The following is an 18,229-nucleotide window of genomic DNA, read 5'->3' on the forward strand; positions in this document are numbered from 1 at the left end:
CTGCGCGCAACCAATCCAAGAAATACCAAGCAACATGTCCCGATTTCAAGTGAAGAAGGTCGCCGTGCTCGGCGCCGGCGTGATGGGCGCGCAGATTGCGGCCCACCTCGTCAACGTGCGCGTGCCTGTCGTGCTGTTCGACCTGGCCGCAAAAGAAGGCCCGAAGAACGGCATCGTCACGCGCGCCATCGACAACCTCAAGAAGCTCAAGCCCGCGCCGCTCGGCGACGTGGCCGATGCGGGCCTGATCGAACAGGCCAACTACGAAGACGACCTTGGCAAGCTCGGCGAGTGCGACCTCATCATCGAAGCCATTGCCGAGCGCATGGACTGGAAGCTCGATTTGTACAAGAAGATCGCGCCCCACGTTGCCAAGCATTCGATCCTGGCCTCGAACACCTCGGGCCTGTCGATCACCAAGCTCAGCGAGGCACTGCCCGAAGCGCTGAAGCCGCGCTTCTGCGGCATTCACTTCTTCAACCCGCCGCGCTACATGTTCCTGGTGGAGCTGATCAACACGCCCACCACGCAGCCGCAGGTGCTCGACGACCTCGAAGCCTTCGTCACCAGCACGCTCGGCAAGGGCGTGGTGCGCGCGCACGACACGCCCAACTTCATCGCCAACCGCGTCGGCATCGCCGGCATGCTGGCTACGCTGAAGGAAGTCGAGAAGTTCGGCTTGACGCCCGACGTGGTGGACGACCTCACCGGCAAGAAGCTGGGCCGCGCGAGCTCCGGCACCTTCCGCACCGCCGACGTGGTGGGCCTCGACACGATGGCCCACGTCGTGAAGACGCTGCAGGACAACCTGAACGCAGAGACAGATCCGTTCTACGCCAACTTCGCGACACCGCCGGTGCTCGCCAAGCTGCTGGAGCTGGGCAACCTGGGCCAGAAGGCCAAGGCCGGCTTCTTCAAGAAGGTCGGCCGCGACATCCTGCGCTTCGACCTGAAGAGCGGCGAGTACGTGCCCGCCGGCGCCAAGGCTGACGAGGTGTATGGCCGCATGCTGAAGAAGCCCGCGGGCGAACGCCTGAAGCTGCTGCGCGAGAGCGAAGGACCGCAGGGCCAGTTCCTCTGGGCGATCCTGCGCGACGGCTTCCACTACGCCGCCGTGCACCTGGGCGACATCGCCGAGAGCGCGCGCGACATCGACTTCGCCATGCGCTGGGGCTTCGGCATGAAGCAGGGCCCGTTCGAGCTGTGGCAGGAAGCCGGCTGGGCGCAGGTCGCCAAGTGGGTACAGGAAGACATCGACGCAGGCAAGGCGCTGAGCAACGCGCCGCTGCCCAAGTGGGTGTTCGAAGGTCCGGTGGCCGAAGCGGGCGGCGTGCACACGCCCGAAGGCTCGTGGAGCGCATCGCAGAACAAGTTCGTGCCGCAGCGCAGGCTGCCGGTGCATGACCGCCAGCTGTTCCCCGAGAGCGTGCTCGGCGCGAACGCAGCCGATGCCAACACGGCCGGCACCACCATCAGCGACGAAGGCGACGTGCGCGTGTGGACGCTCGATGGCGAAGTGCTCATCGCCAGCATCCATTCGAAGATGCATGCCATCAGTCCCGACGTGGCCGAGGCGCTTGGCGCCGCGGTCGAGCTGGCCGAGGCCGAATACAAGGGCCTGGTGATCTGGTCGCCCGACGAAGTGTTCTCGGTCGGCGCCGACCTGCAGGCGATGCTGCCGGCCTTCGTGGTCGCAGGCATCGGCGCGGTCGAAGGCGCCGAGGAAGAGCTGCAGAACGTGATGCTCAAGATCCGCTACGCCAGCGTGCCGGTGATTTCGGCCGTGCGCGGCATGGCGCTGGGCGGCGGCTGCGAGCTGGCCGTGCATTCGGCCAAGCGCGTGGCTGCGATGGAAAGCTACATCGGCCTGGTCGAAGTCGGCGTGGGCCTGATCCCCGGCGCCGGCGGCCTGACCTACATCGCGCGTCGTGCTGCGGAGAACGCAGCGGCCTCCACGGGTAGCGACCTGCTGCCGTTCCTCACCGAAGGCTTCACTGCTGCGGCGATGGCGAAGGTCGGCACCGGTGCGCTCGATTCGAAGAAGCTGGGCTACCTGCTCGACAGCGACGTGATCGTGCCGAACAAGGACGAACTGCTGTACGTGGCGCTGCAGCAGGCCAAGGCCATGGCCGACGCCGGCTACCGCGCACCGCTGCGCCGCACCTTCCGCGTGGCGGGCCGCAGCGGCGCCGCGACCATCAAGGGCCAGCTGGTGAACATGCGCGACGGCGGCTTCATCAGCGCGCACGACTTCCACATTGCCAGCCTGATCGCGAACGTGGTCACCGGCGGCGACGTGGACGCGGGTTCGCTCGTGACCGAGGAATACCTGATGACGCTGGAACGCAAGGCGTTCTGCTCGCTCATCGTGCATCCCAAGACGCAGGAGCGGATCATGGGGATGCTCAGCACCGGCAAGCCAGTGCGCAACTAAGGACAGATTTCATGAGCAAGCAAGTACAAGACGCCTACATCGTCTCCGCCACCCGCACCCCCATCGGCAAGTCGCACCGCGGCTACTTCCGCAACTACCGCCCTGACGACTTGCTGGCCACCACGCTGCGCGCCGCGCTGGCTGCCGTGCCCAGCCTCGACCCGAAGGCCATCGAAGACATCATCTGCGGCTGCGCGATTCCCGAATCGCAGCAGGGCCTGAACGTCGCGCGCATCGGCGCGGTGCTGGCGGGCCTGCCGACCAGCGTCGGCGGCATCACGGTCAACCGCTTCTGCGCTTCGGGCCTGTCGGCCGTGCAGATGGCGGCCGATCGCATCCGCGTTGGCGAGGCCGACGTGATGATCGCAGCCGGTGTCGAAAGCATGAGCATGGTGCCGATGATGGGCAACTCGCCCTCGCTGTCGCCCTCGATCTTCGAGCGCGAGGGCGACGTGGGCATTGCCTATGGCATGGGCCTCACGGCCGAGAAGGTTGCGCAGCAGTGGAAGGTGAGCCGCGAGGCGCAGGACGAGTTCGCGCTCGCCTCGCACCAGAAGGCGCTGGCCGCGCAGAAGGCCGGCAAGTTCGCCGACGAGATCACGCCCATCGAAGTGACCGACCGCACGCCGAACCTGGAGACCGGCGAGTCGATTGCCAAGACCCGCACCGTGAACCTCGACGAAGGCGCGCGCCCCGACACCAGCATCGAAGGCCTCGCCAAGCTGCGCACCGTGTTCGCCGCGCGCGGCACGGTCACGGCCGGCAACAGCTCGCAGACCTCGGACGGCGCGGGCGCGCTGATCCTGGCGAGCGAAAAGGCCGTGAAGCAGTACGGCCTCACGCCGCTCGCACGCTTCGTGAGCTTCGCCAGCAAGGGCGTGCCGCCGCACATCATGGGCATCGGCCCGATCGAGGCGATTCCGGCCGCGCTGCGCTATGCCGGCCTGAAGCACGAGGACATCGACTGGTTCGAGCTGAACGAAGCCTTTGCCGCGCAGTCGCTGGCCGTCATCAACACGCTGGGCCTCGATCCGTCGAAGGTCAATCCGATGGGCGGCGCGATTGCGCTGGGCCATCCGCTCGGCGCTACAGGCGCCATCCGCTCGGCGACCGTGGTGCATGCGCTGCGCCGCGAGAACCTGAAGTACGGCATGGTCACGATGTGCGTGGGCATGGGCCAGGGCGCTGCCGGGATCTTTGAGCGCGTCTGAACCGCGCAGCCCCATGCAGACGCAGCAGCTTCCGGTCGATGGCGGCGCACAGCAACTGGCGGTGCGCCGCTACGAGCCCGCCGGCGCACCGCGCGCCAGCATCGTGATCGGCGGCGCAATGGGCGTGCGCCAGTCGTTCTACGAACCCTTCGCGCAGTGGCTTGCAGAACAGCAGGGCTTGCGCGTCTGGACCTTCGACTACCGGGGCTCGGGCGATTCGCGCGGCGATGCGTCGCTGCGCGGCTTCAAGGCCGACCTGTTCGACTGGGCGCGCGACTATGAAGCGGTGATCGATGCCGCCAAGGCCGCACTGCCCGACCAGCCGCTCTACCTGCTGGGTCACAGCCTTGGTGCGCAGTTGCCGGGCTTCCTGCAGCGCCCGGAACAAGTCGACGGCCTCGTCAGCATCGCGGCCGGCAGCGGCTATTGGCGAGAGAACGCGCCGAAGCTCAGGCGCAGCATCCTCTACTTCTGGTTCGTGCTCGTGCCGCTGGTCACGCGACTGTTCGGCTACTTTCCGGGACGCAAGCTGAAGAAGGTCGGCGACCTGCCGCGCGGCGTGATCCTGCAATGGCGGCGCTGGTGTCTCAACCCGCGCTACAGCGTGGGTGCCGAGGGCGAGCTTGCATCGCACAGCTACGGACGAGTGCGCTTCCCCGTGCTCGCGCTGTCGATCACCGACGACGAACTCATGACGCTCGCCGGCACCGAAAGCCTGGTGAGCTTCTATGCCGGCGCACCGAGCGCGGTCGAGCGCATCGCGCCGGCGGATGTGCAGGCCCGGCGCATCGGCCACTTCGGATTCTTCCGCGAGCAGTTCAGCCAGAGCCTGTGGCCGAGCACGGTCGACAAGCTGCACCGGCTGGCTGCGTTGACCGAACGTACTGCGGTGCAGCACGCCAACGTCCCGCACACGACTGCGTGACGCCATCCTCCGGAGGCACACTGCCGATCATGACGAGCACGCAGCACCCCTTCGACAAAGCCCTGACGATCCACCACAGCGACATCCGCGTGGGGCACTTCACCGGCATGACCAGCCCCGACTACTGGAACATGGTCGGGCCCTTCGGCGGCACCACTGCGGCCCTGGTGCTGCAGTCGGTGATGCAGCACCCCGACGTGCTGGGCACGCCCATCGCGCTCACCGTCAACTACGCGGCGGCGATCGAAGCCGGCGCGTTCGACATCCAGGCCACTGCCGTGCGCACCAACCGCTCGACGCAGCACTGGACGGTGCAGATCACGCAGGCCGGCCCCAGCGGCGCGCCCAACATGACGACCACCGCCACCGTGGTGACGGCCGCGCGCCGCGACACCTGGGGCGAGAGCGATATGCCGATGCCCGAGGCGCCAAGGCCCGAGACGGTCGACCGCATGAGCATTGGCCCGTCCGGCGTGGCGTGGATCAACCAGTACGAGATGCGCCCTTTCAGCGGTGGCATTCCCGCGAAGTGGGACGAGAGCCTGCACCACAGCGAAACCCGCATCTGGCTGCGCGACGCACAGCCACGGCCGCTCGACTTCGCTTCGCTCGCCGCGATGAGCGACATGTTCTATCCGCGCGTGTGGCTGCGCCGCGCGAAGCACGTGCCCGCGGGCACGGTGTCGATCACCACCTACTTCCACGTCGGGCCGGCGCAGCTGGCCGAGGTCGGCACGGGCTATCTCCTGGGCCGCGCGGCGGGGCAGCAGTTCTTCAACGGTTTCTTCGACCAGGCGGCGCATCTGTGGAGCGAGAAGGGCGTGCTGCTGGCCACCTCGAACCAGATCGTCTACTACAAGGAATAAAGAGACATGACCACTCCGCAGAAAGCCGCACTCATCGTCGGCGCCGGTGACGCCACCGGCGGCGCCATTGCCCGCCGCTTCGCGCGCGAGGGTTTTGCCACCTGCGTTACGCGCCGCAGCCTCGACAAGCTGCAGCCGCTGGTAGCGCAGATCGAGGCCGACGGCGGCCGTGCGCACGCCTTCGCCTGTGATGCGCGCAAGGAAGAGGAGGTGGTCGCGCTCGTCGAGCAGATCGAATCGACCATCGGGCCGATCGAGGTGATGGTGTTCAACATCGGCGCCAACGTGCCCGAGAGCATCCTGAACGAGACCGCACGCAAGTACTTCAAGGTGTGGGAGATGGCCTGCTTCTCGGGCTTTCTCAATGGACGCGAAGTGGCGAAGCGGATGGTGGCGCGCGAACTGCCGAAGGGCGGCCATCGCGGCACGATCATCTTCACCGGCGCGACGGCCTCGTTGCGTGGCGCGGCGAACTTCGGCGCTTTTTCGGGCGCGAAGATGGCTTTGCGTGCGCTCGCGCAGTCGATGGCACGCGAGCTTGGGCCGCAGGGCATTCACGTTGCGCACGTTGTGGTCGATGGCGCCATCGACACTGAATTCATCCGCAGCAATTTCCCCGAGCGCTATGCGTTGAAGGAAAGCGACGGCATCCTGAACCCGGAGCACATTGCCGACAGCTACTGGATGCTGCATTCGCAGCCTCGTGACGCGTGGACGCACGAACTCGACCTGCGGCCCTGGTCCGAGAAATTCTGAGAGAAGGAGACAACCCCATGGCGAAATCCGTCGACTTCTATTTCGACTTCGGCAGCCCAGCCGCCTACCTGGCCGCAACACAGCTGCCGCACATCTGCGCCGACACAGGCGCCGAGCTGGTGTGGAAGCCCATGCTGCTGGGCGGCGTGTTCCAGGCCACCGGCAATCATTCGCCCGCCGAGATCAAGCCCAAGGGCCCGTACATGACGACCGACCTGAAGCGCTTTGCCAAGCGCTACGGCGTGCCCTTCGTGCACAACCCCCACTTCCCGATCAACACGCTGCTGCTGATGCGCGGCGCCACGGGCGTCCAGATGAAGGAGCCGGCGCGTTTCGGTGCGTACGTCGATGCGGTTTTCCACGCGATGTGGGTCGATCCGAAGAATCTCAACGACCCGGCAACCGTCGGTGCCGTCTTGCAAAATGCGGGCTTCGACGCCGCGGGCCTGCTTGCGCTGGCCGGTGCGCAGGAAACCAAGGACCGCCTCAAGGCCGTCACGCAGGAAGCCGTGGAGCGCGGCGTGTTCGGCGCTCCCACCATGTTCGTCGGCAGCGAGATGTTCTGGGGGCAAGACCGCCTCGATTTCGTCCGCGAAGCCCTTTGCGCCTGACCGCGGCGCCAATCTTTTTCATCCAAGGACTACCACCCATGAGCGACATCCTCGTCCACACCGAAGCCGGTGTGATGACCATCACCTTCAACCGCGTCGACAAGAAGAACTCCATCACCAGCGCCATGTATGCCGAGCTGGCCGACGCGCTGGCTACAGCCGAAAGCGAAGCAGCCGTGCGCTGCGTGCTGATCCAGGGCGACCCGACGATCTTCAGCGCAGGCAACGACATCGGCGACTTCCTCAATGGCCCGCCGTCGACGGAAGAGTCGCCGGTGTTCCGCTTCCTGCGCGGCATTGCGACCTTCCCCAAGCCCATCGTCGCGGCCGTGTGCGGCCCGGCTGTGGGCATCGGCACCACGATGCTGTTCCATTGCGACCTCGTCTACGCGGGTGACAACGCCGCCTTCTCGATGCCCTTCGTGAACCTGGGCCTGTGCCCCGAGGCGGCATCGAGCCTGCTGGTGCCGCAGATGCTGGGCTACCACCGCGCGGCCGAGGCGCTGCTGCTCGGCGAACCCTTCATGGCCGAGGCCGCGCTCGAAGTGGGCCTGGTCAACCGCGTGGTGCCGCCTACCGAAGCGAACGCCATCGCGCAGACGCAGGCTCGCAAGCTGGCCGCCAAGCCGCTGAGTGCGCTGGTGGAAACCAAGCGTCTGCTGAAGAAGGCGCAGATGCCCGCCGTGCTCGAACGCATGGGTGAGGAGGGCGCGAGCTTCGGTCGCATGCTGCGCGAGCCGGCGGCACGCGAGGCTTTCGGTGCTTTCATGGAGAAACGCAAGCCGGACTTCTCCAAGGTCTGATGCGTTTTCGGGGCTCGCACGCGTACACTGGCCGCCGTGCAAGTTTCAGAGACAAGAACGCTCACAACGCCCGTCCAGCGGGCGAATGATGCTACTGAAAAAGTAGCAATCCACCTCACGCGCCGGCGTACTTTCGGCTTGCTGGCGGGTGCCTTGGCAGCGCCTTCGCTGGCCTTGGCGCGTGTGCGACCGCTACGCATCGGCGTCATCGGCTCATGGTCCGGCCCTTACGCGGGCGGCGGGCGGCAGTTCGATGCCGGCATGGCCGTCTGGCTGGCGGCGCACAACCAGAACATCGCTGGCCGGCCGGTCGAGCTGCTGCGGCGCGATGTACCCGGCAGCGCGCCCGAGCAGGCACGCCGCCATGCGCAAGACCTCGTCGAAAGCGAGCGCGTCGACATGCTGGCGGGCCTGGATTTCAGCTCCAACGCCTACGCCGTCGGCACCGTCGCCACGCAGGCCAAGCTGCCCCTGGTGGTGATGAATGCGGCCTCTTCGGGCATCACGGCGCGTTGTCCGTTCGCGGTGCGGGTGTCCTTCACCATCGGCCAGGTCACGCTGCCGCTGGCGCGATGGGCGCTCCAGCAGGGGCTGCGCGACGTCTGTACCGTGGTGGCCGACTACGCCTCGGGCGTCGATGCCGAAAGCGCCTTCGTCTCGGGCATCACCGCGGGCGGCGGCCGGGTCGGCGCGATGCTGCGGGTGCCGCTGAACACGCTCGACTACTCGGCCTACATGCTGCGGCTGCGCGAACTCAAGCCGCAGGCGGTGTTCTTCTTCCTGCCCTCGGGGCAGATGCCGGCCACCTTCCTCAAGTTCTGGCGCGACCGTGGCATGGCCGACACGGGCATCCGCCTGCTGGCCACCGGCGACGCCACCGACGACCACTACCTGGAAGGCATCGGGGAGCTGGCCGATGGCCTCGTCACCAGCCACCACTATTCGTTCGCCCACGAATCGCCGGCCAACCGCCGCTTCACGGGCATCTTCGAGACGGAGTACGGCAGCCATCTGCGCCCGGGGTATTTCGCGGTCGCGGCCCACGATGCGCTTGCCGCCATCGATGCGGCGATGAGCTCGCCCGTGGCGCGCGGCGGCGTGGTCGGGGAGCGGCTGGTGGACGCGTTCCGGGGCGTGAAGCTCGACAGCCCGCGCGGCCCGGTAGAGATCGACGCCCACACCCGGGACATCGTGCAGACCGTGTACATCCGCCGCGTCGAGCGGCGCGACGGGCGCTGGGTCAACCGCGAATTCGAACGCTTCGAGCGCGTGCGCGACCCGGGCGTCTGAGCCCGGGGGCGTTGCTCAGGGCTGCTGTTCGATGGGCCGTGGGCGGCCGTTGTCGTCGATGGCCACATAGGTGAACGTGGCCTGCGTCACCTTGATGTATTCGCCCTGCGCCCGGAAGCGCTCGGCAAACACCTCGACCGTCACCGTGACCGAGGTACGCCCGATGCGCACCAGCTTCGAATAGAACGACAGGATGTCGCCCAGACGCACCGGCTGCTTGAAGATGAACTCGTTGACAGCCACCGTGGCCTGGCGGCCCTTGGCGTAGCGCGCGGGGATCACCGAGCCGGCCAGGTCGCACTGCGCCATGACCCAGCCGCCGAAGATGTCGCCGTTGGCGTTGCAGTCCGCCGGCATCGGAATGACCTTGAGCACCAGCTCCATGTCGGTGGGCAGGCTCTTGAGGATGGCGGCAGCGGCAGCGCTGGAAGTATCTGACATGGGCACAATCTGGAACAAACAAGCAACCACGATTGTCTCCCATGCGCCGCAGCGGCGAAGCCCTTCCCCCCTCCCACTCCGTCTCCGGCCACCCGCCCGAGCGCAGCGACCGTTCCGACTGGGCGACGCTGCGCCGCCTGTTTCCCTATCTCTGGCAGTACAAGTGGCGGGTGGCCGCGGCGCTGGCCTTCATGGTGGGCGCCAAGGTGGCCAACGTCGGCGTGCCGGTGCTGCTGAAGAACCTGGTCGACACGATGACGCCCAAGCCGGACATGGCGCAGGCGCTGCTCATCGTGCCCATCGGCCTGCTGCTGGCTTACGGCCTGCTGCGCTTCTCGACCTCGCTGTTCGGCGAACTGCGCGAGCTGATCTTCGCCAAGGCCACCGAAGGCACGGCCCGGCAGATCGCGCTGGAGGTGTTCCGTCACCTGCACGCGCTGAGCCTGCGTTTCCACCTGGAGCGCCAGACCGGCGGCATGACGCGCGACATCGAGCGCGGCACGCGCGGCGTGCACTCGCTCATCTCGATGTCGCTCTACAGCATCGTGCCGACCATCATCGAGCTGGTGCTGGTGCTCACCATCCTGGGCGTGAAGTTCGATTCGCTGTTCGTCTGGATCACGGCGGCGGCGCTGGTGCTGTACATCACCTTCACCGTGACGGTGACCGAGTGGCGCACGCAGTTCCGCAAGACCATGAACGAGCTCGACTCGGTGGCGCAGAGCCGCGCGGTCGATTCGCTGCTGAACTACGAAACCGTCAAGTACTTCAACAACGAAGACTTCGAGGCCGGCCGCTACGACGCCAGCCTCGATCGCTACCGCAAGGCCGCCATCAAGAGCCAGCGCACGCTCAGCATGCTCAACACCGGGCAGCAACTGCTGATTGCCGTGAGCCTGGTGCTGATGCTGTGGCGCGCCACCTCGGGCGTGGTCGAAGGGCGCATGACGCTGGGCGATCTGGTGATGGTCAACGCCTTCATGATCCAGCTCTACATTCCGCTGAACTTCCTGGGCGTGATCTACCGCGAGATCAAGCAGAGCCTGACCGACCTCGACAAGATGTTCGTGCTGATGGAAAAAGAGCGCGAGGTGCGCGATGCGCCCGGCGCGCAGCCGCTGGCCGGTGCCGACGCCACCGTGCGCTTCGAGGACGTGAGCTTTGCCTACGAGGCCGCACGGCCCATCCTCAAGCACGTGAGCTTCGAGATTCCCGCGGGTAAGACGGTGGCGGTGGTCGGGCCCTCGGGCTCGGGAAAGTCCACGCTCGCGCGGCTGCTGTACCGCTTCTACGACGTGCAGCACGGCCGCATCACCATCGGCGGGGAAGACATCCGCGAAGTGACCCAGTCAAGCGTGCGCCGCGCCATCGGCATCGTCCCGCAGGACACGGTGCTGTTCAACGACACGGTCGAATACAACATCGCCTACGGCCGCCCGGGGGCGAGCCGCGAAGAAGTGGAGGCCGCCGCGCGCGCCGCACGCATCCACGACTTCATTGCCGCCACGCCCAAGGGCTATGAAACGACCGTGGGCGAGCGCGGCCTCAAGTTATCTGGCGGCGAGAAGCAGCGCGTGGCCATCGCGCGCACGCTGCTGAAGAACCCTCCGATCGTGATCTTCGACGAGGCCACCTCGGCGCTCGACTCGGCCAACGAGCGCGCCATCCAGTCCGAGCTGAAGAGCGCCGCGCAGGACAAGACCACGCTGGTCATCGCGCACCGCCTGTCGACGGTGGTCGACGCGCACGAGATCCTGGTGCTGGAGTCGGGCGTGATCGTCGAGCGCGGCACGCATGCCGAGCTGCTCGCGAAGCAGGGCCGCTACGCCCAGATGTGGGCTTTGCAGAAGAGCGAAGCAACTCCATTGATGTAGCGCGATCATCCATTCCTTTTTATCGATCTCAGGAGTTCAGACGTGTCGACCAAGATTCCCCTGCTGGTGCTCAGCGGCCTCTCGAGTGCCCACCAGGCCCAGATTGCCGAGGTCTATGACATGACCTACGCCTTCGACCCCGCCCTGCGCGCGGCCGCCATCGCCGAGCACGGCAAGAAGTTTCGCGCGGTGCTGACCATCGGCGTCATCGGCATCACGCCCGAGGAAATCGCGGCGATGCCGGCGCTGGAGCTGATCTGCTGCATGGGCGCCGGCTACGAAGGCGTGCCGCTCGAAGTGACGCGCGCTCGCGGCATCGCGACGGCCAACGGCGCGGGCACCAACGACGACTGCGTGGCCGACCACGCCTTCGGCCTGCTGATCAGCATCGTGCGCGAGTTCCGCAAACTCGACCGGCTGTGCCGCGAAGGCGTGTGGCGCGAAGCCATTCCGCAGCCGCCGAACGTGTCGGGCAAGAAGCTGGGCATCCTGGGGCTGGGCACCATCGGCCAGAAGATCGCGAAGCGTGCGGCGGCCTTCGACATGGAGGTCGGCTATCACAACCGCAAGCCGCGCGAAGGCGCAACGCAGCGCTACTTCGACGACCTGAAGTCGCTGGCCGCGTGGGCCGACTTCCTGGTGCTGGCCGCACCGGGCGGGCCGGCGACCAAGCATCTGGTCAACGCCGAAGTGCTCGACGCGCTGGGGCCGCAGGGCTACCTGGTGAGCATCGGGCGCGGCAGCGTGGTCGACACCGAGGCGCTGGCGGCCGCATTGCGCGAGAACCGCATCGCCGGGGCCGGCGTCGACGTGTACGAGAGCGAGCCGAAGCGGCCCGAGCCGCTGGTCGGCCTCGACAACGTGCTGCTGACGCCGCACATGGCCGGCTGGTCGCCCGAGGCGACGCAGAAGTCGGTGGACCATTTCCTCGCGAATGCCGAAGGGCACTTCGCGGGGCGCGGCGTGTTGACGCCGATCTGAGGCCTCAGCCCAATGCGGAGGGGCGGTGCGCCGCCCAGCCGCAGGCCTGGTCATAGGCATGCCCGAGCCGCAGCACGTCGAGGTCCGCATGAATCGGCCCCGCCAGCTGCAGCCCCATCGGCAGCCCGCCTTCGCCGAAGCCGGCGCGCACATTCAGCGTCGGCAGCCCTGCCAGCGTGAACGGCGTGACGATCTCCATCCAGCGGTGGTACGTGTCGCTCTTCACACCGTTCACCTCGGCAGGCCAGTGCAATTCGGCATCGAACGGAAACACCTGCGCCGTCGGTGCCAGCACGAAGTCGAAACGTTCGAACAGCTTCAGGAACGCGCGGTACACGTTCGAGCGGTACACCGATGCCTGGTACAGCGAAGCCGCATCGAGGTGCCGGCTCTGCTCGATTTCCCATTGGGCCTCGGGCTTGAGCTGCCCGAACAGCTTCGGGTCGCTGAGGTAGGCACCGAGCTTGCCGCCCACCAGCAGTTGCCTCAACCGCAGCCACGCGCTCCAGTTGTGCTCGCGCGGCACGTCGAGCGTGCAGGGCTCGACCTCGCAGCCGATGGTGCGGAAGGTGCCGAGCGCCTTCTCACCGAGTTCGCGGATGCCGGGTGCCAGCGGCAGGTCGGGCCAGATGCTGCCGAGCCAGCCGATGCGAAGACCCTTGCCGTCGCCGTCCAGCTGCAGCGTATCGGGCGAGGGCAGGGCGTGCGGTGACGACAGCGGGACTCGTGTGTCGAAGCCCGCCTGCACGGCCAGCAGCCGCGCCGCGTCTTCCACCGTGCGCGCCATCGGGCCTTCGCAGCCCAGCTGCTGGAAAAACAGTTCCTCGTCGGGGTTGCCCGGCACACGCCCGCGCGATGGCCGCATGCCGATCACGTTGTTGAAGGCGGCCGGGTTGCGCAGCGAGCCCATCATGTCGCTGCCGTCCGCCACGGGCAGCATGCCCAGGGCCAGCGCCACGGCGGCGCCACCGCTGCTGCCGCCCGCGCTGCGCTCGGGCGCATAGGCGTTGCGCGTGATGCCGAACACCGTGTTGTAGGTGTGCGAGCCGAGCCCGAACTCGGGCGTGTTGGTCTTGCCGATGACGACTGCGCCGGCCGCCCTGGCACGGGCCACGTGCAGGCTGTCGGTGCGCGCCGGCGAACGCGGCGACAGCGGCGAGCCCATCGAGGTCGGCAGGCCGGCGGCGTGGCTCAGGTCTTTCACCGCCAGCGGAAAGCCATGCATCCAGCCGCGCCGTTCGCCGCGCGCCAGTTCGGCGTCGCGCTCATCGGCCTCGGCCAGCAACTGCGCCGGATCGCGCAGCGACACGATGGCGTTGAAGCGCGGGTTCAGCGCCTCGATGCGGGCCAGCGAGGCCTGCATCACCTCGCGGCAGGACACGTCGCGCGCGGCGATGCGGCGGGAGAGTTCGGTGGCGCTGAGTTCGAGCAGGTCGGCTGAAGGCATGGCGAGTGCGGGAAAAGGAGGGGGCGCCCAGTATGGCGCGGCGCTCGCATAATCGCCGCGTATGGAAACCAAGTGGCTCGAAGACTTCATCAGTTTGGCGGAAACCCGCAGCTTCAGCCGCTCGGCTCAATTGAGGCATGTGACCCAGCCGGCGTTTTCCCGCCGCATCCAGGCGCTCGAAGGCTGGGCCGGCACTGACCTGGTCGACCGCAGCTCGTACCCCACACGACTCACGCCAGCGGGCCAGACGCTCTACAGCCAGGCCATCGAGATGCTGCAATCGCTGCAGAGCACCCGGGCCATGCTGCGGGGGCACTCGGCCGCCGGGCAGGACGTGATCGAGATCGCCGTGCCGCACACGCTGGCCTTCACCTTCTTCCCCTCGTGGGTGACCAGCCTGCGCGAGCACTTCGGGCCGATCAAGAGCCGCCTCATCGCGCTCAACGTGCACGACGCGGTGCTGCGGCTGGTCGAAGGCAGCTGCGACCTGCTGATCGCCTACCACCACCCCTCGCAGCCGCTGCAGCTCGATGCCAACAAGTACGAGATGGTCAGCCTCGGCGAGGAAACCGTGGCCCCCTGGGTCAAGGCCGATGCCGAAGGCGCGCCGCGCTACCGGCTGCCGGGGCGTCCCGGCCAGCCGCTGCCCTACCTGGGCTATGCGCCCGGCGCTTATCTGGGCCGGGTGGTCGACCAGTTGCTGAAGGAGTCGGGCACTGCCATCCACCTCGACCGCGTTTACGAAACCGACATGGCCGAAGGCCTGAAGGTCATGGCGCTCGAAGGCCACGGCATCGCCTTCCTGCCGCAGAGCGCGGTGCGCAAGGAGATCAAGGCCCGCAAGCTCGTGAGCGCGCTGCCGCCCGAAATCGACAGCCTCGAGGCGACCATGGAAATCCGCGCCTACCGCGAGCGGCCCGGTGCGCCGGTGCCGGTCAAGGCTGGCGCCAGCCGTGCCGCCAGCAAGGCTGCAGCCGCTGACAGCCTGCAACCCAAACGCACCGCCGATGCGCTATGGTCTTACCTGGTCGGCACCCAGCCGCACCGCTGACAACGGAGATTTGTGCACCGCACAATCTATAAATGCCGCGCATAGGACTCCCCGCAAACGGCATTGGCGCCCCGAACCCGGCGCCTCTACAGTCGCGGCTGCTTTTAGTCGCTGTCACAGCAACATCTCCGGCACGCGCCCTGCGCGTGCTTTTTTTTAAGCCGAGGAACCTGTATGAGCCCCAATTTCAGGACTGAACACGACTTCCTCGGCGACAAGCAGATCCCTGCCGTCGCCTACTGGGGCGTGCACACGGCGCGTGCGGTCGAGAACTTCCCCATCTCCGGCACGCGCATCTCGGCCATGCCCGACCTGGTGCGAGCGCTGGCCTACGTGAAGAAGGCCGCCACGCGCGCCAATGCCGACCTCGGCGCCATCGATCGAGACCGCGCGGCGGCCATCATCCTGGCCTGCGAAGACATCATCGACGGCAAGCTGCTCGACGAGTTCGTGGTCGACGTCATCCAGGGCGGCGCGGGCACCTCGACCAACATGAACGCCAACGAGGTCATCTGCAACCTCGCGCTCGAAAAGCTGGGCCACGAGAAGGCGCGCTACGACGTGCTGCATCCCAACGACCACGTCAACGCCTCGCAGAGCACCAACGACGTGTACCCCACGGCAGTGCGGCTGGCGCTGTGGTTCGCCATCGGCCGGCTGCTCGAATCGATGGCCACCCTGCGTCGCAGCTTCGAGGCCAAGGCGCTCGAGTTCAAGGACATCCTCAAGATCGGCCGCACCCAGCTGCAAGACGCCGTGCCGATGACGCTGGGCCAGGAGTTCCTGACCTACGCGATCATGATCGGGGAAGACGAGGCCCGCCTTGGCGAGGCCCGCGCGCTCATCGAAGAAATCAACCTCGGCGCCACAGCCATCGGCACCGGCATCAACGCGCCGCACGGCTACGCGAACCTGGCCTGCCAGTACCTCGCCGAGCAGACCGGCGTGCCGCTCAAGCAGGCCGCCAACCTCATCGAGGCCACGCAGGACACGGGCGCCTTCGTGCAGCTGTCGGGCGTGCTCAAGCGCGTGGCGACCAAGCTCAGCAAGACCTGCAACGACCTGCGCCTGCTGTCCAGCGGCCCGCAGGCCGGCTTCGGCGAAATCCGGCTGCCGGCGCGGCAGGCGGGCTCGTCGATCATGCCGGGCAAGGTCAATCCGGTGATTCCGGAAGTCATGAACCAGGTGGCCTTCGAGGTCATCGGCAACGACGTCACCGTGACGATGGCCTCCGAGGCCGGCCAGCTGCAGCTCAACGCCTTCGAGCCCATCATGGGCTGGAGCCTGTTCAAGAGCATCCAGCACCTGAGCCGGGCCTGCATCACGCTGCAGGTGAACTGCGTCGACGGCATCGAGGCCAACCGCGAGTTCCTTGCGAAGAGGGTGCGCGAGTCGGTCACGCTGGTCACGGCGCTCAACCCGCTCATCGGCTACGAAAAGGCCGCGCTCATCGCCAAGACCGCGCTCGCCACCGGCGGGCCGATCGACCTGGTGGCCGAATCGCTGGGCATCATGACGCGCGCCGAGATGGAGGCCCTGCTCGTGCCCGAGAACCTGACGCAGCCGGTGCGCCTGTCGGCCGCACCGGTTCCGCCGGCTGCCGAGCCTTCGGGCCAGGCTTCGGGCATAAAGGCTGCTTAGTGAAAGTCGGACAATGCCAGGAGGCAGGATCGCACCAGGCTGGCGCCGCCATGCGCATGCCCGGTGCAGCGTGTGTGTGTATGCACCGGGTTGGTCCGGGTATCACGCAAAATGTAAATGTCTAGAATTTAGTTGTATCTGTTTCAGTCACCCTCAGGAGTTTTCCGTATGAAAAAACAAGTATTGGCATTGGCAGTCGCGGCACTGGCCGCTGGCGGCGCGATGGCGCAAGCCAATGACACGCTGGCCAAGATCAAGGCTTCCGGTGTCATCACCGAAGGCGTGCGTGAATCGTCGGGCCTGTCGTACACACTGGGCAATGGCCAATACACGGGCTTCCACTACGACGTCTGCGCCAACATCATCAAGGACCTCGAGAAGGCCGCCGGCAAGAAGCTCGAAGTCAAGTACCAGCCCGTGACCTCGCAGAACCGCATTCCGCTCGTGCAGAACGGCACCGTGGACATCGAGTGCGGCTCGACCACCAACAACGCCACGCGCCAGAAGGACGTGGCTTTCGGCGTGACCACCTACGTCGAAGAAACCAAGATCGTCGTCAAGGCCAACTCGGGCATCAACTCGCTGGCCGACCTGAAGGACAAGACGGTTGCAACCACCACCGGCACCACGCCGCTGCAGACCGTGCGCAAGCAAAAGCGCGCCGAGAACCTGACCTTCAAGGAGGTCTACGGCAAGGACCACTCCGACAGCTTCCTGCTGCTCGAAACCGGCCGCGCCGACGCCTTCGTGATGGACGGCTCGATCCTGGCTGCACTGGCCGCCAAGTCGAAGTCGCCCAAGGACTACAAGATCCTGTCCGACGTGCTGGCCGTCGAGCCCATCGCCATCATGATCCGCAAGGACGACGCCGCCTTCAAGAAGGCCGTGGACGACAGCATCAAGGCACAGGCCAAGTCTGGCGAACTCGCCAAGCTGTACGACAAGTGGTTCCTCAAGCCGATTCCGCCCGCAGGCGTGACCATCGGCCTGCCGCTGGGCGAAGCCACCAAGAACGCTTGGGCCAACCCGAACGACAAGCCTGCTGAAGACTACGTCACCAAGGAATAAGCGCTGCGTCGCTGCGTGATGACGCCCACCTTTCGCGGTGGGCGTTTCTTTTCAAGGGACTGGTTTTCGAAGAGACGGTGAAGAAGGAGTAAACACAAATGGGCAACTGGGATTGGCAGGTATTCCTGCAAGACCCCGGGGGGGAATATCCGAGCTACCTTCAATGGATGCTCTCGGCGTGGGGCTGGACCGTGTCGGTCGCGCTGCTGGCGCTGATCGTGGCGCTGGTGCTGGGCTCGCTCATCGGCATCATCCGCACGCTGCCCGACAGCCCGTGGCTGGTGCGGCTGGGCAATGCCTGGGTCGAGCTGTTCCGCAACATTCCGCTGCTGGTGCAGATCTTCCTCTGGTACCACGTGATCCCGGCGCTCATCCCCGTCATGAAGGGCGTGCCGAGCTTCATCCTCGTGGTGCTGGCGCTGGGCTTCTTCACTTCCGCGCGTATCGCCGAGCAGGTGCGCTCGGGCATCCAGGCGCTGCCCAAGGGCCAGCGCTATGCGGGCATGGCGGTGGGCTTCACCACCGTGCAGTACTACCGCTACGTGATCCTGCCGATGGCCTACCGCATCATCATCCCGCCGCTCACGAGCGAGACGATGAACATCTTCAAGAACTCGTCCGTCGCGTTCGCCGTGTCGGTCACCGAACTCACCATGTTCGCCATGCAGGCGCAGGAAGAAACCTCGCGCGGCATCGAGGTCTACCTTGCGGTGACGGGCTGCTACGTGATCTCGGCCCTCATCATCAACCGCCTCATGGCATTCATCGAGAAGAAGACCCGCGTGCCGGGCTTCATCGTGTCTGCAAGCGCGGGCGGCGGAGGACACTGA

Annotated in this window: 16 protein-coding genes; 14 read left to right on the plus strand and 2 right to left on the minus strand. The window is 66.6% G+C overall.

The features are described from left to right. The first annotated feature begins 34 nt into the window (after positions 1-34). The 8 genes from BLV60_RS21445 to BLV60_RS21480 all read left to right on the plus strand — a co-directional run bounded on the left by BLV60_RS21445 (position 35) and on the right by BLV60_RS21480 (position 8,896). Positions 35-2,434, plus strand: a complete 2,400-nt coding sequence (locus BLV60_RS21445) for a 3-hydroxyacyl-CoA dehydrogenase/enoyl-CoA hydratase family protein (protein ID WP_093057295.1) — start codon at positions 35-37, stop codon at positions 2,432-2,434. An 11-nt stretch (positions 2,435-2,445) separates the two neighbouring features. Then, the gene (locus tag BLV60_RS21450; RefSeq protein ID WP_093057296.1) at positions 2,446-3,645 is read left to right on the plus strand and encodes an acetyl-CoA C-acyltransferase; all 1,200 of its coding nucleotides are present in this window, start codon (positions 2,446-2,448) and stop codon (positions 3,643-3,645) included. Between the two features lie 13 nt (positions 3,646-3,658). Then, positions 3,659-4,570 carry an alpha/beta hydrolase family protein gene (locus BLV60_RS21455; RefSeq protein ID WP_093057297.1) on the plus strand — a complete coding sequence of 304 codons (912 nt, stop codon included), beginning with the start codon at positions 3,659-3,661 and terminating at the stop codon, positions 4,568-4,570. Positions 4,571-4,599: 29 nt separating this feature from the next. Next, positions 4,600-5,436: an acyl-CoA thioesterase gene (locus BLV60_RS21460; RefSeq protein WP_093057298.1), complete on the plus strand. Its 837-nt coding sequence runs from the start codon at positions 4,600-4,602 to the stop codon at positions 5,434-5,436. Positions 5,437-5,442: 6 nt separating this feature from the next. Beyond that, a complete protein-coding gene (locus BLV60_RS21465; RefSeq protein WP_093057299.1) occupies positions 5,443-6,192 on the plus strand; it encodes an SDR family oxidoreductase in 750 nt (249 codons plus the stop codon). A 17-nt stretch (positions 6,193-6,209) separates the two neighbouring features. Beyond that, a complete protein-coding gene (locus BLV60_RS21470; protein WP_093057300.1) occupies positions 6,210-6,803 on the plus strand; it encodes a 2-hydroxychromene-2-carboxylate isomerase in 594 nt (197 codons plus the stop codon). A 38-nt stretch (positions 6,804-6,841) separates the two neighbouring features. Then, entirely contained in the window at positions 6,842-7,606 is a 765-nt protein-coding gene (locus tag BLV60_RS21475; RefSeq protein WP_093057301.1) for an enoyl-CoA hydratase, read from the plus strand. Between the two features lie 183 nt (positions 7,607-7,789). Then, entirely contained in the window at positions 7,790-8,896 is a 1,107-nt protein-coding gene (locus BLV60_RS21480; protein WP_093057332.1) for an ABC transporter substrate-binding protein, read from the plus strand. Positions 8,897-8,911: 15 nt separating this feature from the next. Here the strand turns inward: BLV60_RS21480 and BLV60_RS21485 are convergent, their stop codons facing one another. Beyond that, entirely contained in the window at positions 8,912-9,337 is a 426-nt protein-coding gene (locus tag BLV60_RS21485; RefSeq protein ID WP_093057333.1) for an acyl-CoA thioesterase, read from the minus strand. Between the two features lie 41 nt (positions 9,338-9,378). Between BLV60_RS21485 and BLV60_RS21490 the strand changes: the two genes are divergently transcribed. Both BLV60_RS21490 and BLV60_RS21495 read left to right on the plus strand, forming a co-directional pair. Continuing rightward, the gene (locus BLV60_RS21490) at positions 9,379-11,211 is read left to right on the plus strand and encodes an ABCB family ABC transporter ATP-binding protein/permease (protein ID WP_093057302.1); all 1,833 of its coding nucleotides are present in this window, start codon (positions 9,379-9,381) and stop codon (positions 11,209-11,211) included. A gap of 42 nt (positions 11,212-11,253) precedes the next feature. Continuing rightward, positions 11,254-12,192 (plus strand): 2-hydroxyacid dehydrogenase, encoded by a 939-nt coding sequence (locus tag BLV60_RS21495; RefSeq protein WP_093057303.1) that lies wholly within the window; start codon positions 11,254-11,256, stop codon positions 12,190-12,192. A 4-nt stretch (positions 12,193-12,196) separates the two neighbouring features. On the opposite strand, the gene BLV60_RS21500 is transcribed toward BLV60_RS21495, so the two are convergent. Further along, a complete protein-coding gene (locus BLV60_RS21500; protein ID WP_093057304.1) occupies positions 12,197-13,639 on the minus strand; it encodes an amidase in 1,443 nt (480 codons plus the stop codon). 61 nt (positions 13,640-13,700) lie between these two features. Between BLV60_RS21500 and BLV60_RS21505 the strand changes: the two genes are divergently transcribed. From BLV60_RS21505 to BLV60_RS21520, 4 genes are all read left to right on the plus strand, one after another. Then, on the plus strand, positions 13,701-14,690 hold the full coding sequence (locus BLV60_RS21505) for a LysR substrate-binding domain-containing protein (protein WP_093057305.1): 990 nt from the start codon (positions 13,701-13,703) through the stop codon (positions 14,688-14,690). A gap of 174 nt (positions 14,691-14,864) precedes the next feature. Then, positions 14,865-16,331 (plus strand): aspartate ammonia-lyase, encoded by a 1,467-nt coding sequence (locus BLV60_RS21510; RefSeq protein ID WP_093057306.1) that lies wholly within the window; start codon positions 14,865-14,867, stop codon positions 16,329-16,331. 168 nt (positions 16,332-16,499) lie between these two features. Continuing rightward, on the plus strand, positions 16,500-17,399 hold the full coding sequence (locus tag BLV60_RS21515) for an amino acid ABC transporter substrate-binding protein (protein WP_093057307.1): 900 nt from the start codon (positions 16,500-16,502) through the stop codon (positions 17,397-17,399). Between the two features lie 98 nt (positions 17,400-17,497). Beyond that, the gene (locus BLV60_RS21520; protein ID WP_093057308.1) at positions 17,498-18,229 is read left to right on the plus strand and encodes an amino acid ABC transporter permease; all 732 of its coding nucleotides are present in this window, start codon (positions 17,498-17,500) and stop codon (positions 18,227-18,229) included.

The organism is Variovorax sp. YR634 (assembly GCF_900106655.1).
Classification (GTDB): Bacteria; Pseudomonadota; Gammaproteobacteria; order Burkholderiales; family Burkholderiaceae_C; genus Variovorax.